The 16,211-nt window shown below is 54.0% G+C and carries 20 protein-coding genes; 14 read left to right on the plus strand and 6 right to left on the minus strand.

The genetic code is table 11. The features are described from left to right. Window positions 1-12 precede the first annotated feature (12 nt). Complete coding sequence (gene pstB, locus AC27KL_RS06395; RefSeq protein WP_212951375.1) at window positions 13-771, plus strand: phosphate ABC transporter ATP-binding protein PstB; 759 nt, start codon at window positions 13-15, stop codon at window positions 769-771. Between the two features lie 100 nt (window positions 772-871). On the opposite strand, the gene AC27KL_RS06400 is transcribed toward pstB, so the two are convergent. From AC27KL_RS06400 to AC27KL_RS06415, 4 genes are all read right to left on the minus strand, one after another. Beyond that, window positions 872-1,294 carry a universal stress protein gene (locus tag AC27KL_RS06400; RefSeq protein ID WP_340997941.1) on the minus strand — a complete coding sequence of 141 codons (423 nt, stop codon included), beginning with the start codon at window positions 1,292-1,294 and terminating at the stop codon, window positions 872-874. A 15-nt stretch (window positions 1,295-1,309) separates the two neighbouring features. Beyond that, window positions 1,310-2,524 (minus strand): MFS transporter, encoded by a 1,215-nt coding sequence (locus AC27KL_RS06405; RefSeq protein WP_487169197.1) that lies wholly within the window; start codon window positions 2,522-2,524, stop codon window positions 1,310-1,312. A gap of 109 nt (window positions 2,525-2,633) precedes the next feature. Beyond that, on the minus strand, window positions 2,634-3,083 hold the full coding sequence (locus AC27KL_RS06410) for a MerR family transcriptional regulator (protein WP_487169198.1): 450 nt from the start codon (window positions 3,081-3,083) through the stop codon (window positions 2,634-2,636). A gap of 235 nt (window positions 3,084-3,318) precedes the next feature. After that, window positions 3,319-3,906 (minus strand): helix-turn-helix domain-containing protein, encoded by a 588-nt coding sequence (locus tag AC27KL_RS06415; RefSeq protein ID WP_212951379.1) that lies wholly within the window; start codon window positions 3,904-3,906, stop codon window positions 3,319-3,321. Window positions 3,907-4,252: 346 nt separating this feature from the next. Between AC27KL_RS06415 and AC27KL_RS06420 the strand changes: the two genes are divergently transcribed. From AC27KL_RS06420 to AC27KL_RS06475, 12 genes are all read left to right on the plus strand, one after another. Further along, window positions 4,253-5,395, plus strand: coding sequence for a polysaccharide deacetylase family protein (locus tag AC27KL_RS06420; protein ID WP_487169199.1), 1,143 nt, complete (start codon window positions 4,253-4,255; stop codon window positions 5,393-5,395). A gap of 153 nt (window positions 5,396-5,548) precedes the next feature. After that, window positions 5,549-5,974: a phage holin family protein gene (locus AC27KL_RS06425; RefSeq protein ID WP_339321594.1), complete on the plus strand. Its 426-nt coding sequence runs from the start codon at window positions 5,549-5,551 to the stop codon at window positions 5,972-5,974. Window positions 5,975-6,061: 87 nt separating this feature from the next. After that, on the plus strand, window positions 6,062-6,349 hold the full coding sequence (locus AC27KL_RS06430) for a Dabb family protein (RefSeq protein WP_036706623.1): 288 nt from the start codon (window positions 6,062-6,064) through the stop codon (window positions 6,347-6,349). 155 nt (window positions 6,350-6,504) lie between these two features. Beyond that, the gene (locus tag AC27KL_RS06435; protein WP_339321593.1) at window positions 6,505-6,930 is read left to right on the plus strand and encodes a DUF86 domain-containing protein; all 426 of its coding nucleotides are present in this window, start codon (window positions 6,505-6,507) and stop codon (window positions 6,928-6,930) included. A 188-nt stretch (window positions 6,931-7,118) separates the two neighbouring features. After that, window positions 7,119-7,568: a DUF948 domain-containing protein gene (locus tag AC27KL_RS06440; RefSeq protein WP_036706628.1), complete on the plus strand. Its 450-nt coding sequence runs from the start codon at window positions 7,119-7,121 to the stop codon at window positions 7,566-7,568. Between the two features lie 22 nt (window positions 7,569-7,590). Next, the gene (locus AC27KL_RS06445; RefSeq protein WP_487169200.1) at window positions 7,591-7,953 is read left to right on the plus strand and encodes a YtxH domain-containing protein; all 363 of its coding nucleotides are present in this window, start codon (window positions 7,591-7,593) and stop codon (window positions 7,951-7,953) included. Between the two features lie 197 nt (window positions 7,954-8,150). After that, a complete protein-coding gene (racE, locus tag AC27KL_RS06450) occupies window positions 8,151-8,966 on the plus strand; it encodes a glutamate racemase (RefSeq protein ID WP_339321590.1) in 816 nt (271 codons plus the stop codon). Window positions 8,967-9,184: 218 nt separating this feature from the next. Continuing rightward, complete coding sequence (locus AC27KL_RS06455; protein ID WP_487169201.1) at window positions 9,185-10,384, plus strand: M14 family metallopeptidase; 1,200 nt, start codon at window positions 9,185-9,187, stop codon at window positions 10,382-10,384. A gap of 137 nt (window positions 10,385-10,521) precedes the next feature. Then, window positions 10,522-10,788: a hypothetical protein gene (locus tag AC27KL_RS06460; protein WP_036706844.1), complete on the plus strand. Its 267-nt coding sequence runs from the start codon at window positions 10,522-10,524 to the stop codon at window positions 10,786-10,788. A 139-nt stretch (window positions 10,789-10,927) separates the two neighbouring features. Further along, entirely contained in the window at window positions 10,928-11,230 is a 303-nt protein-coding gene (locus tag AC27KL_RS06465; protein ID WP_036706845.1) for a heme biosynthesis protein HemY, read from the plus strand. A gap of 112 nt (window positions 11,231-11,342) precedes the next feature. Next, complete coding sequence (locus AC27KL_RS06470; protein WP_487169202.1) at window positions 11,343-11,666, plus strand: hypothetical protein; 324 nt, start codon at window positions 11,343-11,345, stop codon at window positions 11,664-11,666. A 251-nt stretch (window positions 11,667-11,917) separates the two neighbouring features. Next, complete coding sequence (locus AC27KL_RS06475) at window positions 11,918-12,742, plus strand: aldo/keto reductase (RefSeq protein ID WP_339321586.1); 825 nt, start codon at window positions 11,918-11,920, stop codon at window positions 12,740-12,742. Window positions 12,743-12,884: 142 nt separating this feature from the next. Here AC27KL_RS06475 and AC27KL_RS06480 read toward each other — a convergent pair whose 3' ends face one another. After that, complete coding sequence (locus AC27KL_RS06480) at window positions 12,885-14,024, minus strand: THUMP domain-containing class I SAM-dependent RNA methyltransferase (protein WP_340997961.1); 1,140 nt, start codon at window positions 14,022-14,024, stop codon at window positions 12,885-12,887. 184 nt (window positions 14,025-14,208) lie between these two features. Between AC27KL_RS06480 and AC27KL_RS06485 the strand changes: the two genes are divergently transcribed. Next, window positions 14,209-14,847, plus strand: a complete 639-nt coding sequence (locus AC27KL_RS06485; RefSeq protein WP_487169203.1) for an O-methyltransferase — start codon at window positions 14,209-14,211, stop codon at window positions 14,845-14,847. A 116-nt stretch (window positions 14,848-14,963) separates the two neighbouring features. Here AC27KL_RS06485 and AC27KL_RS06490 read toward each other — a convergent pair whose 3' ends face one another. Then, the gene (locus AC27KL_RS06490) at window positions 14,964-16,175 is read right to left on the minus strand and encodes an MFS transporter (protein WP_212951393.1); all 1,212 of its coding nucleotides are present in this window, start codon (window positions 16,173-16,175) and stop codon (window positions 14,964-14,966) included. Window positions 16,176-16,211 lie beyond the last annotated feature (36 nt).

Below are 16,211 nucleotides of genomic sequence, written 5' to 3' on the forward strand. Positions count from 1 at the left end.
GGGACATCATACATGAACAACGCAACGTTTCGAACAGAACATCTCAGCGTATTTTACGGGCAATACGAAGCGGTTAAAAATATCAGCCTGAGTTTCCCGGAAAAAAGCGTCACCGCCCTGATCGGTCCTTCGGGCTGCGGCAAATCGACGTTTTTGCGCTCCTTGAACCGGATGAACGACGAAATTTCCCAGGCCAAAATCAAAGGGCGCATCTGGATCGACGGGGTGGACATCAACGACCCGGGCACCGACGTCATTCAGCTTCGCCAAAAAATCGGCATGGTCTGGCAGAAGCCGAACCCGTTTTATAAATCCATTTACGAAAATATCGCCTTCGGGCCGAAATATCATGGCATCAAAAATAAAGCAGAGCTGGATGAAATCGTGGAGACAAGCCTGCGCAAAGCGGCGCTGTGGGACGAGGTCAAAGACCGCCTGAAGCAGTCGGCCTTGTCCTTGTCCGGCGGCCAGCAGCAGCGTCTCTGCATCGCAAGGGCCTTATCCGTCAAACCGGGCATTTTGCTGCTCGACGAGCCGGCTTCGGCGCTCGACCCGGTATCGACGGCGAAAGTCGAGGAGCTGATTACAGACCTGAAAAAGGAACTCAGCATCGTCATCGTTACCCATAACATGCAGCAGGCGGCGCGCATTTCCGATTACACCGCGTATTTTTATTTGGGAAGCCTGATGGAGCATGATACGACGGAAAAAATCTTTACGAATCCCGAGCAGCAGATGACGCAGGATTACATTTCGGGAAGGTTCGGTTAATTGTTCTCCGCCGGAACCGCTGTCCGTGCCAAAAAAAGGGTACCCCCTGGTTCGCTGAACCTTCGGGGATACCCTTTTTGGCATGCTCTTTTCGAACCCGCTATCTGACGATCATGACCGGACAGTGGGCATGCTGCACGACGCTGTGGCTGACGCTGCCGATCAGCAGTTCCGACATCAGGCCGATGCCCCGGCTGCCCATGACGATCAGGTCGGCGTGCTGCTCCTCGGCCGTTTTGCAAATGACGGAAGCGGGGTCTCCGGTTTTGGTGTACGTTTCGAAACCGATCCCCTGCTTGGAGAGGGATGCCGTGGCCGGAGCCAATACTTTTTCTCCTTCTTCCCGGATGTGCTCCTCCAAATCGATGCCTACAGGCGGCTCGTTGATGGAGATGGAGGGATTCACATGAAGAAGCGCCAGTTCCGGCACGTTTTTCAAGCTTTGCATGAGCCGTACGGCCGTATCCAGCGCGCGGCGGGCATGCTCGGAACCGTCAAGCGGCACGAGAATTCGATTATACATGAAGAGGACCTCCTTTTAATGGCCTTCCGCCCGGTCAACATGCTTCAGATGACGGCGGCTGGCAAGTAAAACGATGACACCAATAAATACCATCAATCCGCCAAAATAAAACGGCGTTTCGGCATGGTACCATTCCGAAAGCTTGCCGGCGAGCCAAGGAGAAACGGCGCCCCCAAGGAAACGGACGAAGCTGTATGCCGCGGAAGCGACGGAACGTTCCACCGGTGCAGCCTGCATGACGGCCGTCGTGATCAGCGTGTTGTTGATGCCGAGGAAAATGCCGGCCACGATGACGCAGACGATGACGGTTTTCGGCGAGTGGTTGTACGTGCCGATCCCCATGATGACGAGGACGATCGTAAACAGCGTAAGCACCGTGCAAATCGATTTCACGACGCTAAACCGTTTTTGCAGCTTCGGAGCGACAAATACGGACGTGAAGGCAAGCAGGATGCCCCATCCGAAGAAGACGTAACCGAGACCGTGCTCATCCAGTTCCATGACGTACGGAGAGTAGGCCATCAGCGTGAAAAAGCCGAAGTTGTACAGGAATGTGGTGATTCCGAGCGTCAGCAGGGCCGGATAGGACAGCGCCTTGAACGGGTCGGCCAGGGTGCTGGCTTTTTTCGGCTTCGGAATGGACGGAAGCATAAAGATGACGAAGATGAAAGCAAGAAGCATAAGGACCGCAACGCCGAAAAACGGTCCGCGCCAGCTGATGGAGCCGAGCTCCCCGCCAAGCAGCGGTCCGACCGAAATGCCGAGGCCAAGCGCGGCTTCGTACAGGATGATCGCTTTAGCCGTGCCGGACGTGGACAGGCCGACGATGGCGGACAAGGCGGTAGCGATAAACAGGGCGTTGCCCAGTCCCCAGCCTCCGCGGAAGCCGACGATTTGGCCGATCGTGTCCGAAAATCCCCCAAGCGCGGAGAAGATGATGATGAGCAAAATGCCGGTAAGCAATGTTTTTTTGATGCCGATCCGGCTGGAAATGACGCCGGTAATGAGCATGGCTACCCCGGTCACCAGGTTGTAGCTGGTAAACAGGAGGGACACCTGGCTTTTGCTGGCATGCAGCTGCGCGGCGATCGCAGGCAAAATCGGGTCGACGAGTCCGAGACCCATAAAAGAGATGACGCAGGCAAAGGCGATCGCCCATACCGCTTTGGGCTGGGAAAGCAGCCCGGCTTTCCTCTGTTCAAGTTCCAAAGGTTCAGTTGCTTTAGACATGGAATACATTACCTCACTTTGCGTAAATGGTTTTTCAATTTTCAGAAGCACGTACCGCAAAAAAACGAAAGCTACAGGCTTTACGGCAGAAAAAAAGACCCCATTGCTCCTAGTCCAGCTGCTTCGGGCCGTTCTCCCCATCGAATGTTTGCATGAAAGCGCCGAGACGGTCCTTCGTACGTTCCAGCTCGGTCTGCATCGCCTTCATTTTTTCGATTTTGTTGCGAATCAATTCGATTTGCCTGTCGAGCGACTGCTGCATATGCGCTAGCTTGGATTTCTGTTCTTTCCGGTCGTTCGTGTCGAGGTAGGACTTGTGATGCTTTTTGTATGCATCCGAGACGGACAGATAGTGTACAAGCTCTTGCAGACTGAAGCCGAGGATTTCCTTGGCAACGACGATTTTCTTCAAATAATCGATATGCTCCCGGGTATAAATCCGGATGCCGCCTTCGCTCCGGTCAGGGGGAGGAAAGACGCCAAGCTCTTCATAGTAACGAATCGTTCTCTTGGTCAACCCGCATTCCCGGGCGACATCATCGATTTTGTACTCATGCATGTCTTTCCTCCCTTCGCGTTTGTTTTATGACATTCATCATTTTAATCCTGTTTAACGTTAACGTCAACGTCAACTTTCGGGTGAGCGATTATTTTTTCGAGCTTATCGTCCGAGACATGGCTCTGTCTGAAGCCGTAGTTAATATGCCCAAACGAAAACAGCTCTATAAGCCGGAAGGATTGCCGGATCATAGAGCTGTTTGCCAAGGGGTTGGCTTGGTAAACGCCGTATTTGGTTAGGATTCGTTTAAAACGCAGTCCGCAAACAGGATGAATTTCGGGATGCGGAAAAAAAGCTCGGCCCGGTCCTGAAAGCTTGGGGATGGCAACGTTCCTTGGTGCAGCCATTTGCGAAACGTGCCGGGGTGGATGTCCATCCATTCGCTGACGTCGCTGACCGAAAGGTCATGGACCATGCAAAGCCCCGTTAAAATTTTGTTGTCGACAGGCGAACGGGTTAACGTTCTCCGCATAAATCTGGACGGTGAAGGCTGACATATGATCGGGCTGCTCGAAGTAACGGAGCGGTTAAACAGGATATGGTGGGGATACCCGAGAAACTGGCATACTTTGTCCAGATTTTTTTTGCCGGGGATCCGGCCTTCATACACCCAGGCGCTGACGCTTCGGGAGGAGACGCCGAGCTCCTCGGCAAGCTGCGATAGCTTGATGTCGTTGACCATCAGCACCGCCAGCAACACCCGGTTGCGGATCTGGCAGCGGGAAGGCTTGCGGAAGCGTTTGACGCGAATGCCTTTTCCCAAATATTTGCGGTTGATCAGAGACCACGCCTGAATTGAATGCTGTTCTTGTTGTGTAGGCATATTTCCTCCGAAGATTTTTCTTCAAATTCTACATTTTATAAGGCTTCTTTTCAATAGTAACTATCGCCCATTTTTATGCCTTTCTTCCTAGTGCGGTATGTTTTTTTCGACATTTGCAGGCTGTTGGTCACAAATAGGGTTCCATGAATCTCCTTCATTTCCTAATATTTACGAAAAGATGACAGCAATGGTTACTGAATTGAAATTGAAACGACCGGCGGAGTCGGGTACAATGCAGAGGAACTAGATTGCTAGATTCGAAGTTTGGATTTGAGGAAAATGGTTTAATAGATTCCTTGAGACTGCAAATCTATGCAAAATACGCGTAAAAGGTTGGTAGAGAGAAGTGAAAAAGGTTTTGCAATGCTCCAAATGGATGTTATCCCTGATCCTGGTCTTCGGCTGCATTTTTTCCGCCGGACAAGGCAGCGCGACTGCGGCGGGGAGTTCGGCGGGCGCCGCGACGTCGTCCGTATTCGTTGCCGTGAACGACACGCTGGTTACTTATCCAATGTCGCCCATCATACATAATGGCACTTTATACGTTCCTTTGGTTCAAACCGCTTCGGCCATGAATCTTACGGTGCAATACGCAAAGGGGAACGTGAAGCTGACCCATCGGGGCGGCGCTTCGGCGACGCTTCCGGCAGACGGCAAAAACACGCTCGTCAAAAACGGCAGAACGTTCATTTCGTTCCGGATTTTAAGCCAAAAGTTCGGGTTTGCGCTGTCGTATTTGCCGAAACAAAACCTGTACCGCGCAATAAACGGCGGGGCGGCGCTGACGGATGCGCAGCTGGCAAACAAATACGCCGGTTATATCCAGCAGCATAAGCCGAAGACTCCGGCTCCAACGACCAAGCCGGCGGCAGGAGCGAGAACGATTTATATTACCTTTGACGACGGTCCGTCCCCGTATACGCCGCAGCTGCTCAATGTTTTGAAACAGTATAATGTAAAAGCGACGTTTTTCATGCTCGGCAACCAAATCTCCCATCATCCCGCATCCGTGGCGCGCATCGTCAAGGAAGGGCACGGCGTAGGCTTGCACGGCATGACGCATCAGAAGGACAAGTTCTATGCATCGCCGTCTTCGGCGCTGAACGAAATGAACATGGACAATGCCAAACTGCACCAGGCCGCGAACGTGTACACGAAGCTGATCCGGGTGCCTTACGGCAGCAAACCGTATTTTACGAAAGCTTACCGCGACCAGACGGCTGCTTACGGTTATCGCCTGTGGGATTGGAACATCGACTCCAATGACTGGAGATACCAAAGCAACCCGCAAAAAATTTACGACAACGTCATGAGAGACGTCAAAAATATGAAGAAAAAAGGAGTCACCCCGATCGTCTTGTTCCACGACCAGCATGCGACGGTAACGGTTTTGCCGCAGCTGATCAAGGCCATTCAGGCGGAAGGTTACACGTTTAAGCCGCTGACAAACGATATGAAGCCGATGAACTTCTGGAACGACGAACGGTAATCTTGCATTTTTACGACATAAAATATACCACAGCAGCATCCGCTACCTCGCGCGAATCTATGAAATAGGCCGGCAATTAAGGCGATCCGGCTTCGCAGAACGCGTCCTCCCTTCATAAGATATAGAAGATGATAGGAAGGGAGGCGCAGTTTTATGAATTTACTTGCCGTCAATAGCATCAGCGCGCTCGCCGGCAGTATTATCGCGATTGCATTCGGGGGATGGGATCCGTTGCTGTGGTTTTTTTTGTTCACCATCGTGGTCGATTACGTGACCGGTTTGCTGGCTTCGATCAAGGAAGGCTCCGGATTGAAAAGCGACGTCGGCTTCTGGGGCTTGACCCGGAAGGCACTTATGCTGGTGGTCATTGTTTTGGCCCATCAGATGGACGTGCTTCTAATGGGGGGGACCGATGTCCTCGAGACGGGAGCTATTTATTTCTATTTGGCGAACGAGCTGATATCGATCACGGAAAACTACGGACGGCTTGGACTGCCCATGCCCGACAAATTGCGGAGAATGATAGCGGTGCTTAAAAACAAAGACAGCGATAAAGAGCAGGACCCGCCGAAACGATAACCTCTCCGGGATGCTTCTCTTTCCCAAAGCGGGAGGATATGGTATATTTTTTTTGTAACCTTACGACTCGTACAAGGAGAACAGGCCATGATCAAGCATATCGTTTTCATTAAATTGCAAGACCGATCTCCGGAAAGCGTTGACAAAACGGCGGCCGTTTTGCGTGCCATGGAAGGGAAGATCCCGCAGCTGCGCGCAATCGAGGTAGGCGTTGACATCGTTCATTCGGAACGTTCGTTCGATATCGCCCTGGTGACTGAATTTGCTTCCCTGGACGATTTGCAGGCATACCAAGTGCATCCCGTCCATCAGGAAGTCATTCGCCATTTGAACGAAACGAAAGAATTATCCCTTAGCGTTGATTACGAAATCTAGCAGATAGGAAGTACGAATTATGAGCGATCTGGAATATCCAATGGAAACATTGTTCCTGCTTGTCGTATTTGTCGCAGCGATTTTCGTCATGTTTTTCTGGCTGAAGCGCCGCGGCAAAAAAGGCAAATAACATTCGCAGCTTGGAGGTACAAACCGTGTATTATGTAAATCAGGAGCAGATTCAGCTTCGTCTGGACGCGATTCCGGAAATTGCCGAAGCTCTCAAGCGGACGGCTGAAGCCTGGGATGGCAGCGTCATGCTCGGCATGGTTCAGGAACGGGCGCTGCATTTGGCGATCGAGGTCGTTACCGATGTCGGCAGTTATTTGATCGACGGCTTTATTATGCGGGATGCCAGCAGCTACGAAGATATTATGGAAATCAACCATGAAGAGAAGGTATTCGATGACGACATTTACCGCGTGCTTCGCGAACTGGTCGGCCTCCGCAAGCCGTTGGTTCAGGAATACTATTCCTGGAATCGCGCCGAGATTCACCCGCTCACGCCGGTGCTGCCGGACATTCTGGACCGATTTGCCGTTCAGGTGCGGGAATATATCCGGCAAGAGCTTGGACATTAATCGTCGTTTCTTAAAGCCTGCATGGACTGCTTAAGCCCATCCTGAAGACCGGATCGGGCTTGTTGTTTTTTCGCGGGCCGATTTTTTTCGAAATACGCCTAGTCCTTTGTGTCAGGACAATCTCCCCGTGCTTATAATATCCTAACAAATGGGCATTAGCCCGTAAGGGTGAAGGGAGTGACACCGTCATGTCGGAATGGGGCGCCATAGGGTTTGCCTGCGGATTCGCGATATTCGCCGTTTTTGGGCTGATTCTGCTGCATACGATCCGGAGAGTGCTGCTTCGAACCGAGGATGTGCTTGGAAAAGCGGGGCATGAGATTTCGCAGCTTGCCGCCGAGTCCAAGGAGCTGCTTGCGCAGACCTCGGCGACGCTTTCCCAGCTGAAAGCCAGGACCGAGGAAGTCAAGCCGTTCTGCGAGTCGCTGAAGCTTGCGGGTGAAAGCCTGTCGAACACGGTCCAGCGGGCGGACGCCATTGCGCAGCTCGTGACCGATACGGCCATGGAACGCTTAGAAAAAGCGCGCCGGGAAAACGAGCTTCGTCTGGCGGAAGCTTTCCGGTGGCTGGATGCGGGGTTATCCGTATGGCAATCCATCAAACGGCAGTCGCCATCCCCTGCGGACGATGATGCCTGAGCGCAAAGGAGAGATCAGAGCGATGAAGGAAAAAAACAAAAGCTTGTTGTGGGGCGCGTTAATCGGCAGCGTGGTAGGTTCGGTCACGGCACTTCTCTTGGCGCCGAAATCCGGCAAGGAACTTCGTCAAGATATCGCTGAAGGCGCAAGAACGATCGGCACGAAAACGCAGGAGTTTGCAGGGAAGGTCAGCGAGCAGGGCGTTACCTTGATCGAAAGGGTGAAGGACACGGCCGGCAACGTCATTTCGGATATCCGCGGATGGCGCAAGACGGACGAAGACGAAGAAGAGGTCGGGCTGGCTCAAATCTCATCGATCCAGGAAAGCGGCGAAAAGACCATCGTCTCAAGCAAAGATTCGAAAGAAGACGCCGGAGAGCTGTAATCGGCAGGCGTTGCGGGCGGGTCCGTTCCCCATGGGCAGGGGATAACCGGGCCTGCTTTTGCTGCGTTTTTGCGCGGGCAGCGGCTTCCGCCTTATTTTGCATTATTAGCGTAAATGCCGGAGGTACCTTTGGCATCATCCATTCATATGTTAGCAAATGAAAGAGCATAAATCGACAAGAAGGAAGCGGTGTGTTCGTGCAGCAAGCAATCGCGATATTAGACTCGGGCGTGGGGGGATTGACGGTCGTCAAAGAAATCATGAGACAGCTCCCACGGGAAAAAATCATTTATTTCGGAGATACCGCCCGCACGCCATACGGACCCCGTTCGTCCGAAGAAGTAAGAAAATTTACGGAACAAATCGTTGATTTTCTCAGCCAGTTCAATCCCAAGGCGATCGTCATCGCCTGCAACACGGCAACGGCCGCGGCACTGGAATATATTTCGGAAAAGGTGCCCATTCCGGTCATCGGCGTAATTCACCCCGGTGCAAGGGCGGCCATCAGCGCCACGAAAACCGGTCATATCGGCGTCATCGGTACGATCGGAACGATCCGGAGCGGCGCGTACACGGCGGCCTTGAAGCAGCTTTCCCCTTATGTGCACGTGGTGAGCGAAGCTTGCCCCGGGCTTGTTCCGCTTGTGGAACAGGGACAATTCCGGTCGAACGAAACGACGTCCGTCGTTGAGGCATCCCTCCAAAACATGCGAAGCTCTTCGATCGACTGCCTGATTTTGGGCTGCACGCATTATCCGTTTTTGAGAGATACGATACAAGAGGTCATGGGAGAGCAGGTGAAGCTGATCAGCTCGGCGGACGAGACGGCGAGGGAGGTCAGCACGATCCTGTACGACAAGGGGCAGCTTGCAAGCAGCGACGAAAGCCCCGTGCATCAATTTTTTTGCAGCGGAGACCCGGAAATGTTCCAGAAAATCGCCAAAACATGGTTGGGCGAGCAAATCCGGCGAACTCCCGTCGTCTGGCAGGTTTCAAAATTCATGGAAGACTAAGCCAAGGAAAGGGCTCCGGAATCGCCGCGAGCCTTTTCCTTTTTTTTGGTTGGATGGGCTTCGTTCGATCAACCCCCTTCAGGTATGGTGACCCTCAAATCGAAACCAAAGCTTCGCTTGGTGGGGCATAGAAGCATGGTCCAAGGCATGGGCGTCATAAAATCAATAAAGCACGATCACATGCGGCTGCCGCGCAGTCCGCAGGAAAGGAAGACGCCATGCAGCAATATACCGTTAACAAAGGGGATACGCTGGATCGGATCGCCGCCAGCAGAGGGTTATCCCGCACTCATATTATCAATGCAAATCCATGGGTTGGAGAACAGCCTTACCTGGTGCCGGGACAAATCATATTTTTGCCGTCCTCCCCGCGGAGGAGATATGTCATACAGCCGGGAGACAGCCCGGATAAGGTAGCGGCTGCTTTTCGCATTCAGGAGGCTTCCTTGCTCGAAATGAATCCCGGGCTTTCCCGCAGCTATTTTCCGGAGGGGCGGGTGCTGGTGCTGCCCCATGCCGAAAGCGACCGGATCGTCCGCCTTGAAGGAGAATACGGCTATAGGCATCTGTGCCGCGACATCGTCAGGCTGTCGGAGGCGTATCCGCGGCTTTCCTCGGGAACGATCGGCGAAAGCGTGCTGGGCAAGCCGATCCCTTACGTCAAAATCGGCAACGGGAAAAAGGTGATTCATGTGAACGCTTCCATCCATGCCAACGAATGGATCACGACCCCATGCATCATGCATTTTATAGAGGAGTATGCGGCGGCCTTGAAGTCGGGCATGCGCTGGAACGGCTACGATCCCCGCCAGTGGTTCGAGCAGTGCACCCTTTGGGTCGTGCCGATGGTCAATCCGGACGGGGTGGAACTGGTCCAGGAGGGCGTCCAGCCGAGCAATCCGTATTACGGCATGCTGACGGCATGGAATGGAGGCCGAAGCGATTACCGCCACTGGAAGGCCAACATCAACGGCGTCGATCTGGGCGACCAGTTTCCTGCCCATTGGGACGAAGAGGTCCAGCGGCGCGGGAAAAAATCCCCCGGGCCAAGGGACTATGCGGGCACTTCGCCATTGTCCGAGCCGGAAGCGGAGGCGCTTGCGGCGTTTACGGTCAAAACGTCGCCGGATGCGGCCGTTTCGCTGCACAGTCAGGGGCAGGAGATTTATTGGAACTACCGCAATTACGAACCGAAGGAAAGCCGGGAATGGTCGCGAAGGCTCGGCCAGGCCAGCGGTTACCGTCCCGTGAAGCTGGAAGGCAGCGATGCGGGGTATAAGGACTGGTTTATCCAGGAATTCAGGCGCCCGGGATTTACCGTCGAGATCGGGCTCGGCAAAAATCCGCTTCCTTTGGAGGATTTCGACAACATCGCTCTGGAAACGGGATTGGTCGTCGGCGAACTGATGTCGATATGAAAAGGTTAATGAAACATTTTCTGTAAAGATACGTATACTACAGGTGAGGAGGCGGCCGCAGCCGTATCGGAGTGGTTGTCTCCTCTTGCGATGATCATGAAGGTACCCCGAAAGGCCAGATGAAGGGAGCGGTGAGCATGAAATGGAGAAAGCTGCTGTCGATCAGGCGCCTGTCGCATATGCCTGGCCAATTATGGATGTATCTCACATCCCCGCAAGTTTCCTTTGTGGACAAGCTTCTTTTTTTGGTTCCTGTCGGGCTGTATTGGGTTTTGCCGGACGTGATGCCTTTTGTTCCGATCGACGATATCGGCGTCACGCTTATTGTCATGGGTTGGTTCGTTGCCCGAATGGAACGGAAGTATCCGTCCATCAAGCTGCCTCCGCCGGGAGGGAACCGCTGAAGCGGTCCTTGCGGGCTTGCACGGATTCTTTTAAGATAAAAGGTACATGCAGCGGCGCGCAAGCCTGGCGCCGGCCGGCATGTTGCTGTTGATTGGGCAATATGATTTTATCCTCAGGAACGGGAGATGTCGTGAAGCGATGAAATGCAAAATTACGCGCAATGCGGCCAAAGTGCTGCAAAAAGAACTGGATAAAGAGGAAAACCGCGATCTGAAGCTTCGCGTGCTCGTCACGCATGCCCACGGAGATCACGCCCACTATGGATTGGATTTGGACAAGCCGGGCGAAAACGACGAAGTCGTCAGCACGGACAAAAACATCGATGTGCTGCTGGACCGGAACGAGCCGATGCTGGACGGGGTCAAGATCGATTATTTGTATTTCCCTGAGGAAGGTTTCGTCATCACCAATCCGTCGAAGGGCAATCGCGGCGACCATTAAACCGCGTTTGTTCCGCATTGCAGGAAAAAGAGGGCGTCACGCATAGTTCCTCGCGCGAAGCTCCATCCTATAGGGTGGATAGCAACTTTTCGAGTGAAGGAGAGAGCAGCCCATGGCATCCAGATACGATTCCAGCCTGCAATCGCAAAATCCGATTTCCCAAGCCCAAAATTCCGTGGAGAAGCTGCATTATGCGGTGTCTCAGGCGATGTCCCATCCGAACGAACGGATGATCGAGCAGGCGCAAAACCGTCTGGTCCATACGGAACAGGCCGTACGCCAAGCGGGGCAACAGCTTGAACGGACAAGCCGTGGAATTGGCCGAAGAAATGCTGGCAGAGGAAAAGAGCCGTCTGGCTTCCCTTACGTCCCGTCAGCAAGGAGAACAAACGAAATAAGTTGCGTGTCTAAAATCCTGCGAAGCCCAGCTTTGTAGGATTTTTTATATTATCAGAAAGCATAAACTACGGAGCTGTCGCTTCCTGATATTGCAAGAAAAACTTCATCTCAACGCCGTCTGTCTGCTGAGAAAGTACGTCGATAGACGTTTTTTTATGCGCACCCGTCCGCAGGAGGACTCATGCCGGCCGGCACGAAAAGGAAAGGTTTTTTTGGGGGCCGGACGGGTGTGCTATAATGGACATGCATTTACGATAAAATTGTTTAAGGGGAAGGAGCGGATCCAACATGAAACATATTGCCGACCGCACGACGCTGAACAATGGAGTCACCATGCCATGGTTTGGCTTCGGTACATATCAGGCCAAGGGCGACGAAGTGTACGAAGCCGTCAAGGTTGCGCTGGAAGCGGGATACCGGAGCATCGACACCGCCGCCGTCTACGGCAACGAGGAAGAAGTCGGCAGGGCGATTGCCGACAGCGGCGTCGCCAGAGACGACCTGTTCGTAACGACGAAGGTCTGGAACGACGATCAGGGGTACGACTCCACGCTGCGCGCTTTTGAAGCAAGCCGGAAGCGGCTTGGACTTGACGTGATCGACCTGTATTTGATCCACTGGCCGGGCAAGGATAAATTCAAGGATACCTGGAAAGCGATGGAACGCCTTTATGAAGAAGGCAGCATCCGCGCCATCGGCGTCAGCAATTTCCATGTTCACCATTTGGAAGAGCTCCTGAAGGACAGCCGCGTCGTTCCGGCGGTCAATCAGGTCGAGCTTCACCCGCGCCTGAGCCAGCGTCAGCTTCGGGAATACTGCAGCTCGCACGGCATTCAGATCGAAGCCTGGAGCCCGCTTATGAAAGGAAGATTAAGCGATAACGAGACGCTGCTGGAGATTGCCGGGAAATACGGCAAAAGCCCGGCGCAGGTCATTTTACGCTGGAACCTCCAAAGCGGGATCGTGACGATTCCGAAATCCGTTACCCCTTCGCGCATTCGGGAAAACGCGGACATTTTCGATTTTGAGCTGACTTCGTCCGAGCTGGAACGAATCGATGCGCTGAATGAGGATCAGCGGGTCGGAACGAATCCGGACGAGCTGATGTTTTAAGCAGGGGACGTTCGTATTGAACGGACGGTATCCATAACATTGTTTTTTTGCCGAAAAACCCCGGACCTTCTTCTTTCGGAAGGAGGCCGGGGTTTTGGCGTGTGTTTCAAGGTTTGGCGCGAACCGTTTGTCCGCGTGGAGATTAAGGCTTGCGCGGCGGAAGCGGGCCGAAAAACTGGTAATATTGGCATTCGATCCGTCCGTTATACAGCTTGCGCCGTTTATCCGCTTTCCGTCCGAAATAATGTTCGAACTGCTTCGTCGGACTGATGGCGAAAAAGGACCAGGTCGGCAGCTGGGCGGCGGTAAAGCCGAGCTGGCGGATCATTTTTTCGACTTCGTCTTTTTCGCTCAAGCGTTCGCCGTAAGGCGGGTTCGTGATCAGGCAGCCGTAGTCGCCCTCGGGTTTGATTTTGGCGGCGGGCAGGACGTGAAACGCGATATCGCGGCCGAAGCCGGCGCTTTTTGCGGACGCTTGGGCGATTTCGATCGCCTTCGGGTCGATGTCGCTGCCGGTAAGCTGGAGCGGCTCATCGTCGCGAACGGCATCGAAGGCTTCCTCCCGGGCTTCGCTCCAAAGCCGCTCGGGAATGATGCGCCAATGCTCGGAAGGAAACGAACGGCGAAGTCCGGGCGCAATGTTCCAGCCCATCATGGCGGCCTCGATCAGGATGGTGCCCGAGCCGCAGAACGGGTCGTACAGCGGGCGGGAAACGTTCCAGCGGCTGAGCTGGAGCATGGCGGCGGCCATCGTTTCCTTGATCGGCGCTTCCGTCACGAGTTTGCGGTACCCGCGTTTATGCAAAGCCGGACCCGTCGTGTCCAGCGTCAGGAGCGCGACGTCTTTGTGCAGGTTCACTTCGATGACGTAACGCGCGCCGTTCTCCTGGAACCAGTCCGTGCGGTAACTTTGCTTGAGCTTCTCCACGATCGCTTTTTTTACGATGCCTTGGCAGGCGGGGACGCTGCTCAGCTGCGAGTGATGCGAGCGCCCTTCGACGGGAAATTCCCCGTCAACGGGAATCCATTGCTCCCAAGGGAGCGCTTTGGTTCCTTCGAACAGCTCGTCGAAGGTTTTGGCCGGAAACTCTCCCATTTTGACGAGGATCCGGTCCGAGGTGCGAAGCCACAGGTTGCAGCGGCAGATGTCTTGCAAATCGCCGGCGAAGGTAACGCGTCCGTTTTCGACCTCCATGTCGCTGTAACCCAATTCTTTAAGTTCGCGCGCCACGATCGACTCCAGGCCCATCGGTGCGGTAGCAATCAATTGCAAGCGGGACATAAGCTTTTTTTCAACTCCATTTTCGTCAGGTGCGATTCGTATGTAACCTAAGCGTCGGCTAGGCCGACGGAATGGGATTGAATCCCTCCAATTTCATTCTATAATAGTATAGGGTAACGCAAGGCGAGACACAAACCTTTTAAGGCTTTCGATTTTTGAATGCGAATGTGAGGAGAATTCATGTATGAATCCTGAAGAATACGCGGACCGTTTTCTTGAAAATGACGAGCTGCTGGCCCGCGTCCAACAAAATATCGCGGATCGAGGCATGCCGGCCATTTCGATCGCGCCGGGATACGGACGTCTGCTGACGATGCTGGTGGCGGCGACTAAAGCGAAACAGGTGCTGGAGATCGGGGCTTTGGGCGGCTACAGCGGAATCTGTCTGGCCCGAGGGCTGTCTCCGGAGGGACGGTTAACGTCGCTGGAGCTGAAGCAGGACTATGCCGACCTGGCGTTAGCGCATCTCACGGAAGCGGGATTTGGCCATCAGGTCGAATTCAAGGTGGGGCTGGCGGCGGAAAGCCTCGAACAACTGAAGCAGGAAGGCCGGACCTTCGATTTCTTTTTTATCGATGCCGATAAGGAGAATTATCCGGCATACCTTGAATATGCCATCGAACTGGCCAATCCCGGTGCGATCATTGCCGGGGACAACACGTTTTTGCGCGGCAGAACGCTGAACCCGGACAAAAACGGGCCTTCGGTACAGGCGATGCGCCGTTTCAACGAGCTGATGGCGACCGATGAACGACTGATCGGCACGATTTTGCCGGCGTACGACGGGTTGGCCGTAGCAATGGTGAAGCCGCGTCGGCCTTAAATCCGCGCAGGCCAAAAAAGGTGGGCAGGATACATCCTGCGCCACCTTTTTTTCGAATGCCCGCCAAAACCATCGGACGGTCTTTTACGGGGACATGCCGGATTTGCCGGTTCCGATTACCGGAACTGCGGCGAATTTCCTTTTTTATACAGCTTAAGCCGCACCCACACCATGTTGAGCAGAAGCAGGCATCCCGATATGATAAACAATCCCTCGATGCCGATAAAGCCGGATAAAAATCCGCCGACGAGCGCGCCCAGCATGTTGCCGAGCGCCAGCGTGCTCGTGTTGAAGCCGAAGGCCCGGCTTTCCATGCCGTCCGGCGTGTACGAACGGATCAGCGCATTGACGCTCGGGAGCAGGCCGCCCATAAAAACGCCCATCAGGAAACGGACGATGATCAGCTGCCATACCGATTGGACGAAGGCCTGCGGAATCAGCATCACGCCGGCGCCGATCAGGGCATAGGTCAAAATGCGGTGCGCCCCCACCTTGTCGCTCAGCTTGCCGAGAATCGGCGAGGTGATCATGTTGGACAAACCGGTGACGGCGCTGACCATGCCCGCCCAGAAGGCCAAATTCGCAGCGGATGCATGCAGCTTCTCGACGTACAGCGGCAGCAGCGACATTGGGCTCATCATCGCAAACTGCAGCAGGAAGGTCACGGCGAACAGCGCCGGAAGCTGCGGGATTTTCGTCAGCTCCTTGAAGCCGGCAAGCACGGATGCCTGCGGGATTTTTGCCGCTTGTTCGCGGTTGAAATTTTCTTTGACCAGGAACAGGGCCAGCAGGGAAGCCGCAAAAATAAGTACGCCGATGATATAGAAAATAGGACGGAATCCGAACAAATCCGCAAGGCCCCCGCCGATCAAAGGCCCAAGAATGGTTCCCGCCACCGAGCCGGACTGCATGATTCCCATCGCAAAACCCATCCGTTCTTTCGGGGTCGTGCTGGACACCAGCGAAATCGAAGCGGGGTTAAAGCCGGAGATCGTTCCGTTCAGCAGCCGGAGCAGCAGCAGTTCCCAAGGGGTGCGGGCAAACCCCATCAGCGTGATGACGATCGCCATGCCGAAGCCGGAGCGGAGCAGCATGATTTTCCGGCCGTACCGGTCGGCCAGCTTGCCCCAAAGCGGCTGGAAAATAAAAGACGTCATGAAGTTGGCGGCAAAAATCAAACCCGCCCATAAGCCGATCTCATGCTCGCCCCGCACGCCCAGATCTTTCGCCAGATACAGGGACAGGAACGGGGTGATCATGGTCATTCCGGAGTTGACCAGAAACTGGCCGATCCAAAGCACAATCAAATTGACTTTCCACGATTTCAATGTGCTTTTCACTTCCTTTCTCTTGTGACTGCAAAT

The organism is Paenibacillus sp. YAE3, from assembly GCF_057546105.1.

Bases quoted from the DNA above. Each gene is read 5' to 3' on its own strand.
- AC27KL_RS06460 (WP_036706844.1), top strand. From the start codon at position 10,522: ATGAAATGGAGAAAGCTGCTGTCGATCAGGCGCCTGTCGCATATGCCT.
- AC27KL_RS06415 (WP_212951379.1), bottom strand. From the start codon at position 3,906: ATGCCTACACAACAAGAACAGCATTCAATTCAGGCGTGGTCTCTGATC.
- AC27KL_RS06480 (WP_340997961.1), bottom strand. From the start codon at position 14,024: ATGTCCCGCTTGCAATTGATTGCTACCGCACCGATGGGCCTGGAGTCG.
- AC27KL_RS06405 (WP_487169197.1), bottom strand. From the start codon at position 2,524: ATGTCTAAAGCAACTGAACCTTTGGAACTTGAACAGAGGAAAGCCGGG.
- AC27KL_RS06485 (WP_487169203.1), top strand. From the start codon at position 14,209: ATGAATCCTGAAGAATACGCGGACCGTTTTCTTGAAAATGACGAGCTG.
- AC27KL_RS06410 (WP_487169198.1), bottom strand. From the start codon at position 3,083: ATGCATGAGTACAAAATCGATGATGTCGCCCGGGAATGCGGGTTGACC.
- AC27KL_RS06455 (WP_487169201.1), top strand. From the start codon at position 9,185: ATGCAGCAATATACCGTTAACAAAGGGGATACGCTGGATCGGATCGCC.
- AC27KL_RS06430 (WP_036706623.1), top strand. From the start codon at position 6,062: ATGATCAAGCATATCGTTTTCATTAAATTGCAAGACCGATCTCCGGAA.
- AC27KL_RS06445 (WP_487169200.1), top strand. From the start codon at position 7,591: ATGAAGGAAAAAAACAAAAGCTTGTTGTGGGGCGCGTTAATCGGCAGC.
- AC27KL_RS06465 (WP_036706845.1), top strand. From the start codon at position 10,928: ATGAAATGCAAAATTACGCGCAATGCGGCCAAAGTGCTGCAAAAAGAA.
- AC27KL_RS06470 (WP_487169202.1), top strand. From the start codon at position 11,343: ATGGCATCCAGATACGATTCCAGCCTGCAATCGCAAAATCCGATTTCC.
- AC27KL_RS06400 (WP_340997941.1), bottom strand. From the start codon at position 1,294: ATGTATAATCGAATTCTCGTGCCGCTTGACGGTTCCGAGCATGCCCGC.
- AC27KL_RS06475 (WP_339321586.1), top strand. From the start codon at position 11,918: ATGAAACATATTGCCGACCGCACGACGCTGAACAATGGAGTCACCATG.
- AC27KL_RS06425 (WP_339321594.1), top strand. From the start codon at position 5,549: ATGAATTTACTTGCCGTCAATAGCATCAGCGCGCTCGCCGGCAGTATT.
- pstB (WP_212951375.1), top strand. From the start codon at position 13: ATGAACAACGCAACGTTTCGAACAGAACATCTCAGCGTATTTTACGGG.
- AC27KL_RS06440 (WP_036706628.1), top strand. From the start codon at position 7,119: ATGTCGGAATGGGGCGCCATAGGGTTTGCCTGCGGATTCGCGATATTC.